General features: G+C 47.3%; 19 protein-coding genes, 1 riboswitch and 1 other annotated feature. Of the genes, 13 read left to right on the top strand and 6 right to left on the bottom strand.

The features are described from left to right. Window positions 1-26: 26 nt before the first annotated feature. Window positions 27-1370, top strand: coding sequence for a M20 family metallopeptidase (locus tag H0G69_RS07595; protein ID WP_180304595.1), 1344 nt, complete (start codon window positions 27-29; stop codon window positions 1368-1370). Window positions 1371-1433: 63 nt separating this feature from the next. On the opposite strand, the gene H0G69_RS07590 is transcribed toward H0G69_RS07595, so the two are convergent. Beyond that, complete coding sequence (locus H0G69_RS07590; RefSeq protein WP_006500145.1) at window positions 1434-1601, bottom strand: hypothetical protein; 168 nt, start codon at window positions 1599-1601, stop codon at window positions 1434-1436. A gap of 16 nt (window positions 1602-1617) precedes the next feature. Further along, window positions 1618-2154 carry a VanZ family protein gene (locus tag H0G69_RS07585; RefSeq protein ID WP_180304594.1) on the bottom strand — a complete coding sequence of 179 codons (537 nt, stop codon included), beginning with the start codon at window positions 2152-2154 and terminating at the stop codon, window positions 1618-1620. Between the two features lie 123 nt (window positions 2155-2277). Here H0G69_RS07585 and H0G69_RS07580 point away from each other — a divergent pair, with 123 nt between their 5' ends. Further along, window positions 2278-3645, top strand: a complete 1368-nt coding sequence (locus tag H0G69_RS07580) for an amino acid permease (RefSeq protein ID WP_180304593.1) — start codon at window positions 2278-2280, stop codon at window positions 3643-3645. Window positions 3646-3697: 52 nt separating this feature from the next. Here the strand turns inward: H0G69_RS07580 and H0G69_RS07575 are convergent, their stop codons facing one another. Continuing rightward, window positions 3698-3838 carry a hypothetical protein gene (locus tag H0G69_RS07575; RefSeq protein ID WP_180304592.1) on the bottom strand — a complete coding sequence of 47 codons (141 nt, stop codon included), beginning with the start codon at window positions 3836-3838 and terminating at the stop codon, window positions 3698-3700. 168 nt (window positions 3839-4006) lie between these two features. On the opposite strand from H0G69_RS07575, the gene H0G69_RS07570 reads away from it, so the two are divergent. From H0G69_RS07570 to H0G69_RS07560, 3 genes are all read left to right on the top strand, one after another. Further along, the gene (locus tag H0G69_RS07570) at window positions 4007-5824 is read left to right on the top strand and encodes a heavy metal translocating P-type ATPase (protein WP_180304591.1); all 1818 of its coding nucleotides are present in this window, start codon (window positions 4007-4009) and stop codon (window positions 5822-5824) included. Between the two features lie 70 nt (window positions 5825-5894). Further along, the gene (locus tag H0G69_RS07565; protein WP_039945889.1) at window positions 5895-6122 is read left to right on the top strand and encodes a heavy-metal-associated domain-containing protein; all 228 of its coding nucleotides are present in this window, start codon (window positions 5895-5897) and stop codon (window positions 6120-6122) included. A gap of 2 nt (window positions 6123-6124) precedes the next feature. Further along, window positions 6125-6682 (top strand): DNA-binding protein, encoded by a 558-nt coding sequence (locus H0G69_RS07560; protein ID WP_074505006.1) that lies wholly within the window; start codon window positions 6125-6127, stop codon window positions 6680-6682. A 430-nt stretch (window positions 6683-7112) separates the two neighbouring features. Here the strand turns inward: H0G69_RS07560 and H0G69_RS07555 are convergent, their stop codons facing one another. Continuing rightward, entirely contained in the window at window positions 7113-7565 is a 453-nt protein-coding gene (locus H0G69_RS07555) for a Fur family transcriptional regulator (RefSeq protein ID WP_074505020.1), read from the bottom strand. Between the two features lie 153 nt (window positions 7566-7718). Beyond that, window positions 7719-8456 carry a hypothetical protein gene (locus H0G69_RS07550; protein ID WP_180304590.1) on the bottom strand — a complete coding sequence of 246 codons (738 nt, stop codon included), beginning with the start codon at window positions 8454-8456 and terminating at the stop codon, window positions 7719-7721. Between the two features lie 98 nt (window positions 8457-8554). Next, window positions 8555-8660, top strand: a riboswitch (SMK box riboswitch). Between H0G69_RS07550 and metK the strand changes: the two genes are divergently transcribed. Continuing rightward, the gene (gene metK / locus H0G69_RS07545) at window positions 8658-9845 is read left to right on the top strand and encodes a methionine adenosyltransferase (protein ID WP_180304589.1); all 1188 of its coding nucleotides are present in this window, start codon (window positions 8658-8660) and stop codon (window positions 9843-9845) included. It overlaps the preceding riboswitch by 3 nt. 143 nt (window positions 9846-9988) lie before the next feature. On the opposite strand, the gene H0G69_RS07540 is transcribed toward metK, so the two are convergent. After that, entirely contained in the window at window positions 9989-11014 is a 1026-nt protein-coding gene (locus H0G69_RS07540; protein ID WP_180304588.1) for an FAD:protein FMN transferase, read from the bottom strand. Between the two features lie 282 nt (window positions 11015-11296). On the opposite strand from H0G69_RS07540, the gene H0G69_RS07535 reads away from it, so the two are divergent. From H0G69_RS07535 to H0G69_RS07505, 7 genes are all read left to right on the top strand, one after another. Beyond that, window positions 11297-12211 carry an ROK family protein gene (locus H0G69_RS07535; protein WP_180304587.1) on the top strand — a complete coding sequence of 305 codons (915 nt, stop codon included), beginning with the start codon at window positions 11297-11299 and terminating at the stop codon, window positions 12209-12211. A 55-nt stretch (window positions 12212-12266) separates the two neighbouring features. Further along, window positions 12267-12480 (top strand) — a binding site (T-box leader). A 68-nt stretch (window positions 12481-12548) separates the two neighbouring features. Next, window positions 12549-14966 (top strand): leucine--tRNA ligase, encoded by a 2418-nt coding sequence (gene leuS, locus H0G69_RS07530; RefSeq protein ID WP_180304586.1) that lies wholly within the window; start codon window positions 12549-12551, stop codon window positions 14964-14966. A gap of 75 nt (window positions 14967-15041) precedes the next feature. Then, window positions 15042-15305: a type II toxin-antitoxin system HicB family antitoxin gene (locus H0G69_RS07525; protein WP_034539212.1), complete on the top strand. Its 264-nt coding sequence runs from the start codon at window positions 15042-15044 to the stop codon at window positions 15303-15305. 396 nt (window positions 15306-15701) lie between these two features. Next, window positions 15702-16361 (top strand): amino acid ABC transporter permease, encoded by a 660-nt coding sequence (locus tag H0G69_RS07520; RefSeq protein ID WP_033934504.1) that lies wholly within the window; start codon window positions 15702-15704, stop codon window positions 16359-16361. After that, window positions 16342-17022: an amino acid ABC transporter permease gene (locus H0G69_RS07515; RefSeq protein WP_039945886.1), complete on the top strand. Its 681-nt coding sequence runs from the start codon at window positions 16342-16344 to the stop codon at window positions 17020-17022. Before H0G69_RS07520 ends, H0G69_RS07515 begins: the two co-directional genes overlap by 20 nt. Before the next feature lie 12 nt (window positions 17023-17034). Then, window positions 17035-17775, top strand: coding sequence for an amino acid ABC transporter ATP-binding protein (locus tag H0G69_RS07510; protein ID WP_270359624.1), 741 nt, complete (start codon window positions 17035-17037; stop codon window positions 17773-17775). A 27-nt stretch (window positions 17776-17802) separates the two neighbouring features. Beyond that, window positions 17803-18660 (top strand): transporter substrate-binding domain-containing protein, encoded by an 858-nt coding sequence (locus tag H0G69_RS07505; protein WP_180304585.1) that lies wholly within the window; start codon window positions 17803-17805, stop codon window positions 18658-18660. Window positions 18661-19066 lie beyond the last annotated feature (406 nt).

Here is a 19066-nt window from a genome sequence, read left to right as displayed (position 1 = left end):
TTTCAATCATATCAGGGGGAATTAATATGGTAGCAGAATTGGTTCAAGAAAATGAGCGGCAAGCAGCACTGGCAGCTTTAAAGCGTTTGGTTGCCAAGCCATCGTATAATGAGGCTCCAGCACCAGGCGCGCCGTTTGGACCCAAGATTCGTCAGACCCTAGATGAGCTGATGCGGATCTGTGATGAGCTGGGCTATCAAACCTATGAGGATCCAGATGGCTACTATGGCTATGCTGAAACTGGAACCGGCAGCGAGACGTTTGGCATTATTGGCCATGTTGATACGGTGCCGGCTGGTGATTTGAGTACTTGGGAACATGATCCTTATTCTGGCGAGGTCTTTGGCGATGTGGTCTATGGGCGCGGCGTACAAGACGACAAAGGTCCCGTGATTGCGGCTCTGTTCGCGGTCAAGGCGTTGGAGAATCGCGGCTATCATTTTAATAAAAAGATCCGCTTTATCTTCGGTACTGATGAAGAAACGCTGTGGCGCGGGATTGCCAAGTACAATCAAAAAGAAGCGCCGATTGATCTGGGATTTTCACCAGACGCTGAATTTCCGGTTACCTATGCTGAAAAAGGGCTGCAGCAGTCATACCTGGTTGGGCCGGGAACCGAGCTGCTGAACGTTGAAACTGGCGGTGCATTCAACGCGGTCCCAGATCGGGCAGAATATGCTGGTCCAAAGCAAGATGAGGTCAAGGCTGCTCTTGAAAAGCATGGCTTCAAGTATCATGAAGAAGCCGGCAAGCTGGTCGTAGAAGGCAAAGCGATTCATGCCATGCTGGCTCCCCAAGGCGTCAACGCGGTCTTAAGACTGGCAATTGCTTTGGATGACGTCTTTAAAGGCTTTGGACCGCTGGACTTTATCGGTCAATGCTTTAAAGAGGATGCGACGGGAACCAATCTGCTGGGTGACGTCAAGGACGAAGCATCCGGCCATTTGACGTTTAATATTTCCAGCCTCAAGATCACGCCGAAAGAAACGCGGATGCAGATTGATCTGCGAATTCCGGTTACCGTTGACCGTGATGCGCTGCTTGAAAAACTGAGCCAAAACGTCGCCAAATACGATCTGCAATATAAGCATTTTGACTACGTAGCGCCACTGTACGTTCCTAAAGACACTGAATTGGTTAAGACCTTGATGACAGTCTATCAGGATCAAACCGGTGACGTTGCTTCTCAGCCACAGGTCAGCGGTGGGGCAACCTTTGCGCGGACGATGCATAACTGCGTGGCCTTTGGGGCGATGCTGCCAACTACGCCTGATTTTATGCACCAGGCTAATGAACAATGGCCGCTTCAAGACATGTTTAAGGCAATGGATATCTTTGCTGAGGCAGTCAAGCGGTTATGTGTGGACTGATGATTGAATAAAAAGAGCAGCTGCGAGAACTCGCGGCTGCTTTTTTTACGGTTTCAAACCGATTTAGATGTGTTCCTTGATGCCATTAGGGAAGTCTTTATCGATTTCCTTTAAGATTGGCAGCAAGGTGTTGATGTATTCATGATATGCTTCGATTGGCTTGCGATCCTTGCCGTTTGCCTGAAGCAGCGCGATGGCAATGTCATGCGCGCGTTGTTCATTACTGATCATATTATTCACCTCATTCCTACAGTTTAACAAATTTTATCGATAGTTGCGCGATCCAATCACCCAAGGCAGTCGCTTTTAAAAGCACCATGATATAAAAACCGGCTAAGACGCCAGCTGCATTCGTGATGACGTCATCAATATCGACGAAGCGTTCAACATGGAAAAACAGATCGCATAAAAATTGCGTGCTTTCGATTGAGATTCCCAGTAAGATGCCAAACAGCAATACCGACTTGAGATCATGCCGCGCGCTAAGCAGATACCAGTAGATGCCAGCCGGAACCGTCATGACGATATTTAAGAAAAAATCAGGCGACAAGGCTTGAAATGGAATGGCGTTGCAGGGAACACCTAAGACGTGATAAAAAATCTTGTGTGGGCCGCCCCAATTATACTGGGTTGGCGTAAAGCAGAGATAGGCAATGGCCAAAGTATAGATCAAGGCGCTCAGCATCGTAAACCATTGCCAGCCATGAAGCGGAAGATGCAAGGCTCGGTTAAACATGGTGCCCCAGATGATTAATAGTATTATAAATGGAATCCAAGAACGCAAAATTAAAAATCTCCCCAATAACTCTAACGAAAATTTAAAAACGTGGTACAATAAAGATTCTAGGTTTTACCCTCCAGTCTAGCAAAAAATGTTGGGCAGGTTAAGAGAAGGAGGAAATTAAATATGGCGGAAAAGCAACCGGATCAGCAAACACTGTCGCGGGGCTTAAAGGATCGCCACGTACAGCTGATTGCCCTTGGTGGTGCGATCGGTACGGGGCTGTTCTTGGGTTCCGGGAAATCCATTCACGTTGCTGGTCCTTCCATTCTGCTGGCATATCTGATTACGGGGATCATGTGCTTCTTGTTGATGCGGGCGCTGGGCGAACTCTTGCTGGCTGACCTGCATTACAATTCATTTGTAGATGCGATTCGTGACTACTTAGGCTCACGGGCTGCATTTATCACTGGTTGGACGTACTGGCTCTGCTGGGTCGCAATCGCAATGGCTGAGATTACTGCGATCGGCATGTACGTTCAATTATGGCTGCCGAATTGTCCACAATGGATCCCCGGTTTAATTACGCTGGCGGTGCTCTTATGTGTCAACTTGATTACGGTTGGTGCATTTGGCGAGGTCGAATCTTGGTTTGCACTGATCAAGATTTTTGCGATCCTGCTGCTGATTGCAATCGGGGTCGGGATGATGCTGGTGCGCTTCAAGAGTCCCAACGGCATCGTTACCTCACCAAGCAACCTGATATCACATGGCGGATTTTTCGCAACCGGCCTGGATGGCTTTTTGAAGTCTTTCCAAATGGTCATCTTCTCATTTGCCGGAATTGAAATGGTTGGGATGACGGCGGCCGAAACGGCTAACCCCCGCAAGGTCATTCCCAAGGCCATCAATGACATTCCAGTCCGGATTTTGTTGTTCTACATTGGCGCACTGTTTGTGATCATGAGCATCTATCCATGGAATCGTCTTGATCCAAATTCGAGTCCGTTTGTCATGGTCTTTAAGGATATTGGCATTTCTTCAGCGGCCTCAATCATCAACTTTGTAGTTTTAACGGCGGCCGCTTCATCTTGCAACAGCGCCCTGTACACGACTGGACGCATGTTGGCTGAATTGACCTCAACTTCACGTCGGCCTTCAATTCGTAAGATCAGCCGCATTTCTAAGAATTCGGTTCCAGCTACGGCGATCATCATCTCAGCTCTCTTGATGGGGATGTCGTCACTGCTGAACTACTTGATTCCTTCCGAAGTCTTTACCCTGGTTTCAAGTGTGGCCACGACCAGTTTCCTGTTTATCTGGGGAACGATTGTGTTGGCTCACCTGCGCTACCGTAAGCTGCATCCGGAAGGCAGTGGCTTTAAGATGCCGGGAGCGCCGGTTACTGATTGGATGGTCTTGATTTTCCTGTTTGCCGTGGGCGTGATCTTGATGTTCAGCCCTGACACCAGAATTGCCTTGATAATCGCGGTAGTTTGGCTGGCATTCATGACGGTTCTGTCTATGACGTTTAAAGAATATAAATATAACTAACTAAAAAACTTCTCGATTTTTGGTCGGGAAGTTTCTTTTTTGCTTCTTAAGTTTAATCACGCTGGCTTTGGCAGTGACTGTTGCAATAGCAGCGTTTCTCATCCATCATATCGCAGTGACAGATGCCATCTGTACTGGCACAAGGACAGCCTTTTTGGCAGGTCATACCAGCCTTGCAGTATTCTTTTTCCATTTTCATCCCCCCATATTTGAAATTATCAATATAATACGCTGTTTAATCGGGGTTGGCTCATTGTCTGCTCAAATCTTTAGATATTTTTAGCAAACTTGATGATTGTCAATTACCAAACGGCAAAATCTCCTTAAACTGTGATTAAACATTTGGAGAGGAGAAAGAATCATGTTTTTTGCCAAGCATAAAAAAGAAAGCGTCGTTTTAATGACGGCTTTGCTGATTATTGCTTACATTGGCCGCTTCACCAATCTAATCTGGCTATTTGATGTCTCGATGATCGCAATTGCCATTATCGGTGGCCTGCCATTGGTCTTTCGAGCAGTCGGGGCCTTGAAATTCAAAATTATCTCAATTGAGCTTTTGGTTTCAATTGCCGTAATCAGTGCCCTGGCAATTGGTGAATACAGCGAGGCCGGCATCGTGGTCTGGCTGTTTTCGGTTGGGGATTTGCTGGAAGAGATTACGCTAAAAAAAACCCGCAAGTCGATTCAAGATCTGGTTGATATGGCACCCAAGACGGCACTGAAGATTGAAAGTCCCAGTGATCGTTCGTTTGAAGAAGTTGACATTGACGAGATTGAAAAAGGCGATTATCTATTGGTCAAAACTGGTTCGCAGATTCCAGTCGATGGCCAAGTCGTCGCTGGCAATGGTCATGTTGATCAGGCCAGCATTACCGGCGAATCCAAACCCAGCCACAAAGAAATCGGCAGCAGTGTATTTGCCGGTACGATTCTTTCCAGCGGAGCGTTGGTTGTACGAGCTGAAAAGGTGGGCGAAGATACCACGTTTGGTCGGCTGATTGAATTGGTTGAAGAAGCTCAAGATAGTCAAACCAAGACCCAGCGTTTTATTGACCGCTTTTCACAATACTACACGCCATTGGTATTACTGTTGTCAATTATCGTAGGCCTGATTACCAAAGACTTACGCTTGTCAATTACCATTCTGGTCCTTGGCTGCCCAGGTGCTCTGGTAATCGGGGTGCCAATCTCGACGGTTGCTGGCATCGGCAGTGCAGCCAAACGAGGCATGATTGCAAAGGGTAGCGCTGCATTGGATGAGTTAACCAAGATTGATACGTTTGTTTTTGACAAGACCGGTACGCTGACGACGGGTCAGCCGAGTGCGGGAAAGGTTGTCAATGTTAATGGCGATCAGAATGAAAATCTAAAGATTCTGGCCAGCATTGAGCATGAGTCCAATCATCCGTTGGCCAAAGCCATTTTGGACTACTGGCAAAAAGATGACGTCTACCCGGTTAGCGACAGCCAGATTATTGATGGACGCGGCATTCAGGCTGTCGTTAACCAGCACTCGGTTTTGGTTGGTAATGAAAGATTGTTAAACGAAGCCGGAATCGAAACGACCACCGATCAGCTTTCAAAGACCAGCTCACACGTTTTGCTGGCTGTTGATCACGAGCTGCGGCTGGTACTGGAGGTCAGTGATCAACTGCGTCCTGGGGCCAAAGCAGCATTGGACAATCTGAGAAAAATCAAGGACTATCGCCTCATCCTGCTTTCTGGCGATAACCAGGCAGCTGCTGAAAACATGGTGGCCGACCTGAACTTTAATGAAGTGCGTGGTGATCTTTTGCCAGTCGACAAGGCAGCAGTCATCAAACAGCTGCAATCAGATGGCCATCAAGTGGCTTTTGTAGGGGACGGAATCAATGACGGTCCGGCATTAAGTGTGGCTGATCTAGGGATTGCTATGGGCAGTGGTACCGAAGCCGCCATTGACGTGGCCGATATTATCCTGGTCAACTCCAGTCCGGCTCAATTACCGATTGCCGTTCGTCATGCGCAAAAGACGATACGCAACATGTATGAAAACATTGCAATTGCACTTTTGACGGTATTACTGTTGTTCATCGGTCTGTTTACCGGCTACATCTACATGGCGTCAGGGATGCTGGTTCATGAATTGAGTATTTTGATCGTCATCTTAAATGGTATGCGATTAATTCGTCGTAATTGACCGTAATCAATTATTTATTAGAGTAAATCGACTAAGCTATATTCATAAATAAGCAAAGGGGAAATGAATCATGAAAAAAGTAACGTTAAAACTCAATGATCTGTCTTGTCCATCATGCATGAGCAAGATTCAAAAAGCCGTCAGCCAACAGCCTGGCGTATCCAATGCCGTGGTAATGTTTAATGCCGGCAAGGTCAAGGCTGAAGTTGATGAAAGCCAACTTGCACCAGAAGCATTGGGCGATGTTGTCAGCCAGCTTGGCTATCAAGTCGAAAAGATCATCGTTAAGGAGGCTTAATCATGAGTGAAATTGAAATTCGTTATGCAAAAGAACAAGAACGCAGCGACCATGAGCACCATGTTCCAACTGCTGGTGCCATGATCGGTCACATTACCTCCAACCTGGCAGTGCATGCTTTAAAGATTGAGCAGGCAGCTTTATTTGCCAAAGGGCCGGCCGCACTGTTTTTAGATCAGTATGGGCGGGCCTGGATTCAAAAAGAACTGGCTTTTTGGGATGATATCAATCGTGCCTTGCATGCCGAAGCAGATTTGGTGCCAACGACCAGCGAGGAGCTGCTTAAGTACAGCATGCTGACCGAAAATGGTGCTACTAAGTATGCTGATGGTAAAGATCAGCTGTTTGAGCTGGTTAAAGATTTTGATATGCAGCTATTGTTTATTACACGGGCCATTAAGCTGACCGAAAAAGAAGGGCATGAGGCGCAGAATCAACTGATGAAAGAGCTGTATGCCTGGATTAAGGAACAGATTGGGTTGACACAAAGCTTCTTGGGCCACGAACCAACCGAGGGATTGCCATCTGCTGCAGAAGATGATGGCGATGATGCAGAATAAAATGTCTGATTTATAAAAGAGTAGAAACAACTGGACGAAACTAAAAACTTTTCCTCTCAATATGAAAACTCGGATGATTCGCTAAGCAATGATGGATCATCCGAGTTTTATTATGTAGGTATTGTCGGTCGCAAGTTAGCATTACAATTACGTTTGAATTATTCTAAAGCTGATTTTTAATTGACAGATTTCTCCAATCTGTTAGTGCTATCTGGCACTTCATAATGGGTTTTTCAAAATTAATTTATACAGAGTGATTGTATATGGATGACGGGCTGCTCAAAATCAATTAAACAAATTTACTATAAATGTCTTAAATACAATCGTAAAAAGATGCTGAAAAATACAGATGGCGTCATTTCAAACTCAAAAGTCTGAGATGACGCCATATTTTTAGTTAAGTAGAAAGTCGTTTTTTCAGCTGTTTAGCCTATGCCAGGCCCAGTTTTTTTTGACAGTTGGGACAGATGCCATGAACTTCAATATCGCTTTGGTTTACCATGAAATTGGTCTTTTCGCGGGTAATCTGCTGCAGATCCTTGGTCAGGGCCGCAAAATGATCATCAAAAACGTCTTGGATCAAACCGCAGTTGTCACAGACGACATGGTAGTGGGGATGCCCAAAGTAGTCATAGTGGGAGCTGCCATCACCATTTTTCAGTTCAATGACCAGCTGATCTTCAACCAAGAGATTAATGGTGTTGTAGATCGTTGCCATGCTGATGTTGTCGGCTTCTTGTTTTAAATCGGCGTAGATCATCTCAACGCTGGGGTGCGTGTGGTGATTGATCAGATAGTGCAGAATCAGTTTACGCTGCGGGGTGAGCCGGACGTGTTTTTCGCGCAGATGCTGCAGTGCGTGTTCATATTCTGAATTGGCCATTGCAACGATCATCCTCCTTTCACAGACGAGTGATTAGACAAGTCATTATTATAGCATTGTCAAGGTCGATAATGCATCAGGAAATAAAATGTTTCTTTTTAGATAATAATAATTCTAATTTAGCGAAAAGAAAAGCATTCTGCCTGGTAAAATTTAAACCCAGAAAGTCAGAATCGTTGTCAACAACTGTAACAGAGTATAAAAAATTTGATTATGCGGGTTTGCGACCAAGCGCTGCAACAGCCACCAGCTTAAGATCACCAATGCGATGGCTAACAGCAGCGTCGCCTTGATTGGCCGCGTCAGCATCGTTAAAATCAAGATCACGCCCAGACCGCCCTCAATCATTGGAAAACGCGGGTCATCAGATAAAAAAAGCGGGGCGTAGTAAAAACAGTAGATCATCAATAACGGAATCAGTTTTAGCAGATAGCTCCACGACAAAAACTTAACCGAGATGAAGGTAAACGCCACTGGAATGCTGAGGGTCATTAAAAGGCCGAAAACCAGCAGACCAACTGGATTTTGAAATTCGTGCAGATAAAGCTCAAAAATCAGCAGATAGCAGGGCGGCAGCAAAAGCAGGATAAACAAAAAAACGTTGCCATGCAAAAAACCGCTGATGGCAAATAAAAAGCTGATCAGCAGCGGAATAATCGAAGTCAGCGAGCCGCCTTGCTGGTCAAAAATAATGGTGGCGGCCAGGGCAATGCAGACCTGATAGGCAAACAGACTGTACAGATCATGAGAAAAGACGGTGGTTTTGATCTGAATGGCATAGGCAAAGGGCACGTAAGACCAGCAGCACATCATTAAAAAAGCATTGGGCAGCAGACTGCGCCAGTCGATATCTTGGATTTGCAGCTTAAAATGCGATAACGGTTTTTGCAAAAAAATTCCTCCTGAGCGGTCAAAAATTAAGTTTTCCTTATTGTAACAAATTCCATCATAAAAAATTGCTTATTATCACGAGAATATGTTAGGATGGTGAACGTTATAAAGCAAATTCCCGATAGGATTCACAGATTGTGAAGATGCCTTGTAACCGCAATAACCGAACTTTTTAGTTTAGAAAATGGGGGAATTAACAAAATGACTGAACGACACTTATTTACATCCGAATCGGTTTCGGAAGGACATCCTGACAAGATTGCTGACCAGATCAGCGACGCAATTTTGGATGCCATGCTGGAACAAGACCCAGATGCCCGGGTAGCGGTTGAAACCTCGGTTACGACCGGCCTGGTGCTGGTATTTGGCGAAGTCTCGACGACGGCTTATGTCAACATCCAGCAGATCGTTCGTGATACGATTCGTGAAATTGGCTACACGGATGGCCAATATGGCTTTGATGCCGACAACTGTGCGGTGATTACAGCGATTGACGAACAGTCGCCAGACATCGCGCAAGGGGTTGACGACTCGCTGGAAACGCGGGGCGGCAACGTTGATCCATTAGACAAGATTGGTGCCGGCGACCAAGGGCTGATGTTTGGCTATGCTACTGATGAAACGCCGGAATATATGCCGCTGACGCTGATGCTTAGTCACAAGCTGATGCAGAAGATTGCTAAGCTGCGCAAGGATGGTACGATTCCATATCTGCGCCCTGACGCCAAGGCTGAAGTAACGGTCGAATACGATGAAAATGATAAGCCATTGCGTGTCGATACGGTTGTTTTGAGTACGCAGCATGACCCAGAGATTGCTTTGGATCAGATTCGTCACGACGTTATTGAGCAAGTTATCAAAGCCGTGATTCCAGCCGAACTGTTGGATGATGATACCAAGTATTTCATCAATCCAACCGGCCGTTTTGTCATTGGTGGTCCACAAGGCGATGCCGGGTTAACGGGCCGCAAGATCATCGTGGACACTTATGGCGGGGCTGCTCACCATGGCGGGGGCGCCTTCTCTGGCAAGGATGCAACGAAGGTTGACCGTTCTGCCAGCTATGCGGCCCGCTATATTGCCAAGAACCTGGTAGCGGCCGGCTATGCCAAGCGCCTGGAGATTCAGGTTGCCTACGCAATTGGGGTGGCTCAGCCAGTCTCAATCTCAATCAATACGTTTGGGACGGGGACGCGTTCGGAAGCTGAACTGATCGCGGCGGTACGCAAGACGTTTGATCTGCGGCCAGCCGGAATCATTAAGATGCTTGACTTGAAGCGCCCAATCTACAAAAAGACGGCTGCTTATGGTCACTTTGGCCGGACTGATATCGACCTGCCTTGGGAACACCTGGACAAGGTTGACGAACTGAAAGCCGTTTTAGGATAAAAAACAAAAGAAAAGCCAAGTGCCCAGATGCGGCAGCTTGGCTTTTTTGCTGGCGATTATTTGACTGGCCGGCATTTTGACTCATGATCATCAAGACTTAGTCAAACAAGCCCGCTAATGCCAGATCACGATGCAGTTCAGAATCAGTCATTGATAAACTGAACGTCGTAGCTATGGTCAATAATTCGAACCTGATCTGGTTTGAGACCGACAACTTGAACATGGCGTGCCTGATCGACAAAAACGGCCCCCATGACGTCAGGATGATCATTGATCCAGTTTGGCAGCGGCTGACCGGCAAAGAAAAGGCGGCCGGTTTCGATCTCGCCGGTAATCGATTCACCAGAAAAGACGGTCACGCCGGCCAGGGCAGTTTTTCTAGGGTGACCAGTGGCCGGATCGATGATGTGGTGGTAGTCTTGCCCATTTTCTTCTAGATGACGCTCGTAGATTCCGCTGGTAACGGCTGAACATTCCGGCAGAGTGGCTACCAGAATCGATTGACCACGCTTGGCACTAGGATCCTGAACGCCGATTCGCCATAAGCCGTCCTGGTGCTTGGGTGCCGTGCCGTGCATCAGAATGTTGCCGCCCAGATCAATGATGCCGGCGCGAAGATCACGCGAGCGCCATAAGTCACGAATGCGATCGGCGATATATCCTTTGGCAATGGCGCCCAGATCAATCTCCATTCCCGGCTTTTTCAAAAAGATCGTCATGTCGTGGTCATTTAGCTCAACGTCATGCGGATCGATCAGTTTAAGGCGTTCTTGAATCTCCGCCTCACTTGGTACATGAGCATCGTCAAAGCCAATGTGCCACAGTTTTACCAAAGGACCGATCAAGGCATCAAAGCCGTTGTCTTCCAGGCTGATGGCAATGGCTTTTTTGGCAAGATGGTAGCTGGCATGAGAAACCTGTACGGGATGCTGGCCGGCTGCCTGATTAACGGCCATCAGCTCTGAATGATCGCGATTGACAGTCAGAATGTCTTCATAGCGGGCAATCAGTGCATAGGCATCGTCCAAATCGCGCTGCTCGGCACTTCCAAACGCCGTTAAAACGATGTTGGTGCCAAGACCATAATAGCTTTTGGAGATGGTATGCTGGGCCAGATTGCTGATGATTTGGGGATGATCGTTTGACCAAAGAGGGGTTTTGTTTTCCATTGAGGTCGTCCTTTCTACGCTTGCGGTTTATTAATGTCATTATAACCTTGCGGGGCTTTTAGAAACGAGCAAAATTAAGTTAATTATCGAACAAATACAGCTAAAAAATCAGGCAGCAATTTAAAAACAGTTTTTTAAAATCAATTGATGAAACACCGATGAATTCGTTTACGCGACTTTTGTCAAATAATTGCGAAAATATTCACAATATCTCTAGTAAAAATCATTTAAAACGAGTAAGATGGACCCGTAAAGGTTAAATCAAGGAAGGGGTCTTGAGTCATGCATTCATTCTTAAGTATCGATGTCGGTGGGACAGCGATTAAGTATGCCTTGCTGAACAACGCCGGTCAGATTACCAAAAAAGACAAGGTACCGACGCCTACCAGCAGCCTGACTGAATTTATGAAGTCGCTTTATGCAATTATTGATCAGTACCAAGCTCAGATTAGCGGATTGGCGGTCTGCGTTCCCGGCAAGGTTGATCCGCAAAAGCAGGTGGTCGTTTTTAGCGATACGCTGCCGTTTTTGAAGAACTGGGATCTGCCAAAACTGTTTAAGGAACATTACCGTAAGATTCTGCCGATTGCCGTTGAAAACGAAGGACGCGCGGCAGCTTTGGCGGAATCATGGCTGGGCAATCTGCATGGTGAAACCGATGCGGCAGCCATTTTGCTGGGAACCGACATCAGCTCTGGCATCATCACCAATGGCAAACTGAACTATGGCGCGCATGCCGGTGCCGGAATGCTGAATTTTGTGCCAACCAACTTTAAGGCGGAAGGTACGGATCGCTTGGCAGGCTTTAACGGCTCTTCAGTCAAAATGATTCAGGACGTAATTGAGGCATCTGGCCTGCCGGAAGGTGCAGATGGCTTAGCGGCCTTTCGGATGATTGAAGCTGGCAATCCAGATGCCGCCAAGGTCTTTAACGAATACTGCTATCAGATTGCGTGCTTGATCTTGAGCATGCAGGCGATCGTTGATTTAAACAAGGTCGTCATTGGTGGTGGGATCTCCGCGCAGCCGATATTGATCAAGACAATCAATGATCAATATGACCAGCTGGTAGAGTCAATGCCGATCGTGAAAAAAGAAATGGTCAAGCCAAAGATCGAACCAGCTAAATTCAAAAACGACGCCAACCTGTATGGAGCTTTAGATGCCTTGCTGCTGAAACTCGACGAACAAAATTAGAAACATATTAGAAAAGAGACTTGCACTTAGCGGCGGTCCTTGCTAGAATAGTTTGTAATCTTTGATCGTAGAGGAGTTAGTAGCCAACTCAGCTGTTTACAGAGACCAGGCGGCGGTGCAAGCCTGGAGCAGTCATTGGTGAACTGGCCTCAAAAAATTGCTGCTGAATCAACAGTAGGCGGCAACGTGAAATTCGCGTTAAGAATCTCAAGGGCCATGCATAAAGCGTGGAATTCAGGTGGTACCGCGGATTTTGATTCGTCCTGCATTTAGTTGCAGGGCGTTTTTTTATACGATCAACTTACTGACAATCAGAATTTTAAAAGGAGCAGGGCTAATGGCTTACGATCACAAAACGATTGAAAAGAAATGGCAGCGCTATTGGAAGAAGAACAAGACCTTTAAGGCGGAAATCAACAAGGACCAAAAGAAGTACTATGCTTTGGACATGTTCCCATACCCATCTGGACAAGGGCTGCACGTTGGTCACCCAGAAGGCTACACGGCAACGGATGTGGTTTCGCGGATGAAGCGGATGCAGGGCTACAACGTGCTGCATCCAATGGGCTGGGATGCGTTTGGTCTGCCGGCTGAACAGTACGCTTTAAAGACGGGCCACAATCCAAAGGGCTTCACCAACCAAAACATCGATCACTTTAGAGACCAGATTCAATCGCTTGGCTTCTCTTATGACTGGGATCGCGAAGTCAACACGACTGATCCAAACTACTACAAGTGGACGCAGTGGATCTTTGAACAGCTGTACAAGAAGGGGCTGGCCTATGAAGATGAGATCATGGTCAACTGGGCTCCTGACTTCATGGGTGGTACGGTTGTCTCCAATGAAGAAGTCGTTGACGGCAAGACGGAGCGGGGCGGCTACCCAGTCTACCGCAAGCCGATGAAGCAATGGGTCTTGAAGATCACGGCTTATGCCGATCGTCTGATTGATGATCTGGACCTGGTTGACTGGCCAGAAAGCGTTAAGGAAATGCAGCGCAACTGGATTGGTCGTTCAGAAGGGGCTTCCGTCTTCTTCGACATTGCTGATCATGATGGCAGAATCGAAGTCTTCACCACGCGTCCCGATACGCTGTTTGGGGCTTCCTACGTTGTTTTGGCCCCTGAACTGGATCTGGTTAACGAACTGACGACGCCTGAACACAAGGCCGAAGTCGAAGGCTACAAGGAAACGACTTCCCGCCGCTCTGATCTGGAACGGACCGATCTGAACAAGGACAAGACGGGTGTATTTACGGGGGCTTACGCCATCAACCCAGTCAACGGCGAAAAGCTGCCAATCTGGATCTCAGATTACGTTCTGGCTTCATACGGTACTGGTGCGGTGATGGCCGTGCCTGCCGGTGACCAGCGTGACTGGGACTTTGCCAAGAAGTTTGATCTGCCAATCAAGCCAATCATCAAGGATGCCGACATCTCAGAAGCAGCCTATGCTGGCGATGGCGAACACATCAATTCTGGTTTTGTTGATGGCATGAAGATCAAGGAAGCCAAAACGGCCATGATCGACTGGCTGGAAGAACACGATGCCGGGCACAAGAAGGTCAACTACCGGCTGCGCGACTGGATCTTCTCACGTCAGCGCTACTGGGGTGAACCAATTCCGGTTATTCACTGGGATGATGGTACGACCTCATTGGTGCCTGAAGACGAACTGCCTTTGAAACTGCCTGATATGAAGAACATTGAGCCATCTGGTACCGGTGAGAGTCCACTGGCCAACGCTACCGACTGGATCAACGTTTATGACGAAAATGGCCGGCATGGGCTGCGGGAAACCAACACGATGCCGCAATGGGCTGGTTCTTCTTGGTACTGGCTGCGCTACACGGATCCGCACAACGAAAAGGAATTTGCCTCGAAAGAAGCGCTGGACTACTGGTCACCAGTCGATCTGTACGTCGGGGGGGCTGAACATGCCGTCCTGCACCTGCTGTATGCCCGCTTCTGGCACAAGGTTCTGTACGATCTGGGCTACGTGCCAACACCGGAACCATTCATGAAGCTGGTTAACCAAGGGATGATTCTGGGTTCCAACCACGAAAAGATGTCCAAGTCCAAGGGCAATGTCGTTAACCCAGATGACATCGTTGAGCAATATGGTGCCGACACGCTGCGTCTGTACGAAATGTTCATGGGTCCGCTAACTGAATCCGTACCTTGGGATACTAAGGGGCTGCACGGTGCCTACAAGTGGATCAACCGGGTATGGCGCTTGATGATGGATGACAACAACCATCTGCGTGATCGGGTTTCGAACTTCAATGATGGCAAACTTACGCGCATCTACAACCAAACCGTCAAGAAGGTTACGGAAGACTTTGAGCGGATGCACTTTAACACGGCTATTTCGCAACTGATGGTCTTTGTCAATGAAGCGTACAAGGTTGACGATCTGCCGGTTGAGTACATGGAAGGCCTGATTAAGATGATCTCGCCGGTAATTCCACACGTTGCCGAAGAGCTTTGGAGCCAATTCCACGTTTCTGATACGATTGCCTACCAGCCATGGCCAACCTACGATCCAAAAGCCTTGGAGGAATCAACGGTTGAAATGATCGTACAGGTTAACGGCAAAGTACGGGCCCGAATTGAGATGCCAAAGGATGCCGATCAAGAAACGGCTCAAGCTAAGGCCCTTGCCAACGAACACGTCCAAAAGTTCATGGATGGCAAGGAAATCAAGAAGGTCATCGTCGTACCAAACCACATTGTCAACATTGTCGTTAAATAGTCTAACGTAATTTAAAGGTCAGCATTCGGCAGCGTCGAGGCTGGCCTTTTTGGATTTTAAAGAAAGGAAACAGCAATGGAACTGGTTAGCTATGGGGCAGTCTTTACCCCAACCGAAAAAGAGATTCAGGTTGATTTTCCGGATGTCCCTGAGGCATTTACGCAGGGGCAGACCATGGATGAGGCAATCGAAAATGCCAAGCTGGGGCTGGCAATCGTAATCAATGACAAGCTGGGCCATTTTGAATCGGCGCCAGCAGCAACGCCCATCGACCAGCTGAAAACGGCCTTTCCGGATCGTGAAGTACGGTTGATCGAAGTTGATCTGGAAAAATATTAAACGCGTTAATCGTTGTTGGGGTGGGCTTTTGAAGCACTCACGGGGATTAGGTAAAACAGCTTACTATAAATAAGACGTTGACAATTGAAAACCTGATCGCTATAATAAACTCATTAAATTTTTAAGAGATTTTTAATTATTGAATTTCATTGCGAAAGGAGGAATTTCTATGTTGAAGCATCAATTTAAAACATTGGAGATTTCTGCCTTTTCGTCAATGATGGCCTGTTGTTAATCTATTCCTCAATCGGTTTTTCGATCTGAGGCCTTTTTGGGTTACTGTTTTTGCGGTTCCCAAAGGCTGATTAAAGGAATGGAAAGACAATGGGCCTTTTTTCATGCAATTTTTTGATTAGACATTATTTGGATATTTGTCTAAAAGGGGAGTGAGAAATTTTGAGTTGGACGATCATTCAGCAGAGTCTGCCTGAATTTGCCAAGGGCTTTCGACTGACGCTGTGGCTGTCGTTGGTTGGAATTCTAGGCGCCATGGTCGTGGGCATCATCGTCAGTCTGGTGCGGTATTTCAAGGTCCCGTATCTGGCTGGCATCCTGGGCGCTTATGTTGAGCTGGCCCGCAATACGCCGCTTTTGATTCAGCTGTTCTTTTTGTACTACGCCTTTCCGGTAATTGGCTGGAAAATGAGCGCGGCTACCTGTGGGATCGTTGGTCTGATCTTTTTAGGGGGCGCCTACATGGCAGAAGGATTCAGCGGCGGCTTTAACGGCGTGGCCAAGACGCAGCTTGAATCCGGCAGGGCCCTGGGAATGAGCCGCTGGCAGCTGGCCCGTTATGTAGTCTTTCCGCAGGGATTTGCACTGTCGGTACCTGCTCTGGCTGCCAACGTGATCTTTTTGATTAAGGAAACCTCGATTTTTTCTGTAATTGCCATTCCAGAACTAACGAACACGGCCCTGGATCTGATCGGTCTTTACTATCGTTCTAACGAATATCTTTTCGTTTTAGTGATCGCCTACGCAATTATCTTGATTCCTCTGTCCTTGATTTTGACCTGGCTGGAAAGGAAGGTTCGCTATGGCACATTCGGGAATTAACGTTTTGTTGGAAGGACATAATTTTGTCCGACTGCTAGGTGGATTATGGACCACGGTTTGGATCGCGGCGCTGTCCTTGCTGATTGGATTGGCATTCGGTGCGGTACTGGGAATCTTGCGAACGTTTAAGAATCGGCTGCTGCGCTTGATTCTGCGGCTTTACCTCGAGTTTTTCCGGATCGTGCCCACGGTTGTGCTGCTGTTTTTGGCCTATTACATCCTGCCAAGAATGATGCATGTGGCCAACCTCCCTGGCTCATTGATGGCCGTTGTCGCGTTTGCCTTATGGGTGGCCGCGGAATTCAGCGATATCGTTCGAGGAGCTTTGATCTCGGTTCCTAAGCATCAGCGGGAATCGGGTATGGCGTTGGGTTTGAACCGCCACCAGCTGTTTTACTACGTCTTATTGCCCCAAGCGTTTCGATTGGAGCTGCCGGCAACGATCAATCTGGCAACGCGGGTGATTAAAACGACCTCGCTTTTGATGATGATCAGCGTGATGGATGTCATCAACATTGGCCAGCAGATTATCGAGGCCAATAATCATCTTTATCGAACAGGGGTCTTTTGGGTCTATGGTCTGATTTTCGTGTTTTACTTCCTGGTGGATTATCCACTGTCGCGCTGGGCAAAAAAGATGGATGCCAAGCAAGCAGATTAAGGGGGATGTCTTTTGACTGAAGAAATTTTAAAAGTAGCGCATTTAAACAAGTTTTACGGTGAACGCCAAGTCTTGTTCGATATCAACTTTGAGCTCAAAAAAGGCGAGGTACTGGCACTGCTGGGACCTTCCGGATCGGGCAAGAGTACGACGATTCGTACGCTGAACGGCTTAGAGGACTTTCAAAGCGGTCAGATCACTTTTGCAGGCCAGAATGTGATTCCAGATGAAAAGCATTGGCAAAAGCTGCGGCAAAAGATCGGCATGGTTTTTCAAAGCTACGATCTGTTCCCAAATATGACGGTTTTGGAAAACATCATCCTGGCACCGACCAAAGTTCAGCAGCGCGAACAAAAAGAAGCGACGGCAGAAGCCAAAAAACTGCTGGCTATGGTTGGCTTGAGCGATTATGAGCAGGCCTACCCGCGCCAGCTGTCAGGTGGGCAAAAGCAGCGGATCGCCATTATCAGAGCGCTGGCCATGCATCCGGATCTGATGCTGTTTGATGAGGTCACGGCCTCATTGGACCCTGAGATGGTCAGAGGGGTCTTGGAGATCATCAAGAAGCTGAGTGACGAAGAGGACATGACAATGCTGATCGTAACTCATGAGATGAACTTTGCGGCCCAGATTGCCGATCGGGTGCTGTTTTTAGAGGATGGTCATATTTTAGAGGATACGCCGGGTCAGCAGTTCTTTAAGCAGCCGCAGACTGAGCGGGCCCAACAGTTTTTGGAGAGTATGGATTTTTAGTGTTTTTTGAGAAAAGGGGAATTGATTATGAAAAAGCAGAGTTTAAAAAAATTGATTCAGACGCTGGTATTGGCCCTAGGCGCTTTTCTACTGGCATTTGCACCACTGGCAGGTACTGTGACGGCCCATGCCGCTGATAATCAGAGTTCGGTTTCGGCAATCAAGAAGCGCGGCTACATTAAAATTGCCGTGTTTGGCGACTTGCCGCCATATGGCTGGGTCAACAAGGATGGCAAGCGCGTGGGATATGATCTGTACCTGGCACGGCGGATTGCCAAGGATTTAGGCGTTAAGGCCAAGTTCGTGCAGGTTAACGCCAACAACCGGGTTGACACGCTGAACTCCAACAAAGCTGATCTGGTTTTGGCCAACTTTACGGTGACGTCGGAACGCAAGCAGACGGTTGATTTTGCCAAGCCATACATGAAGGTTTCCGTTGGGGTCGTTTCTAAAAAGAGCGATCCAATTACTAAGGTCAGTCAATTGAAGGGCCAAAAACTGATCGTCAACAAGGGAACGACGGCTGAACAATACTTTACTCAACACCAGACCGGCGCCAGCCTTTTGAAGTTCGACTCCAAGACGCAGCAGTTCAACGCGCTTAAAAACGGTCGCGCCAAGGCATTGGCCGATGACAACTCCTACCTGTACGCCTGGGTCAAGAACAATCCTAAGTACACGGTTGGTATCAAGCAGCTGGGTAAGAGCTCATACATCGCCCCAGCCGTCAAAAAGGGAAACAAGTCGCTTTTGAACTGGACCAACAAGGAAATCACCAAGCTTAACGGTGAAAACTTCTTTGAAAAGGACTATAACCAGGAACTGAAGCCTTACTTTGGCTCCGAAGTCAAGGCTAGCGACATCATTTTGACTAATCAAAAATAGTCATTGATGAATGCTCTAAAATATGAACTGTAAAAACGTCGTCGGTTAATTGCCGCGGCGTTTTATTAATTGATAGATGAAAGTGATCTACTTTAGTACTGAGTAAAAAATTTAGTTGACATGAGGAAATCACGTGACTATAATGAGTGAAAATTAAGAAATTCATTAAATAATAATTATAAAAGCGTTGAAGAGAAGAGTAGGTCGCTTTATTAGTGTTTCAGCGACTGCCGTCAGTGAAAGGGCAGCACGAACCAGCAGCTGAAGATGAGCTCAGAGCAAGGTATTTGGTCAGTTTGGCTGAATTCCCGGCAGGATCCGTTACCATCCCAGACATCAATTGGTGTTGTTGAGGCCGCTGTGGGCAATCCAGCGGTAAAATCGGGTGGTACCACGTCGGATCAGC

Origin of the sequence: Limosilactobacillus mucosae, from assembly GCF_013423865.1 — a bacterium.
Classification (GTDB): domain Bacteria; phylum Bacillota; class Bacilli; order Lactobacillales; family Lactobacillaceae; genus Limosilactobacillus; species Limosilactobacillus mucosae.
Note: the sequence above shows the minus strand (reverse complement) of the source record. Positions and strands in the feature narration are given on the sequence as shown.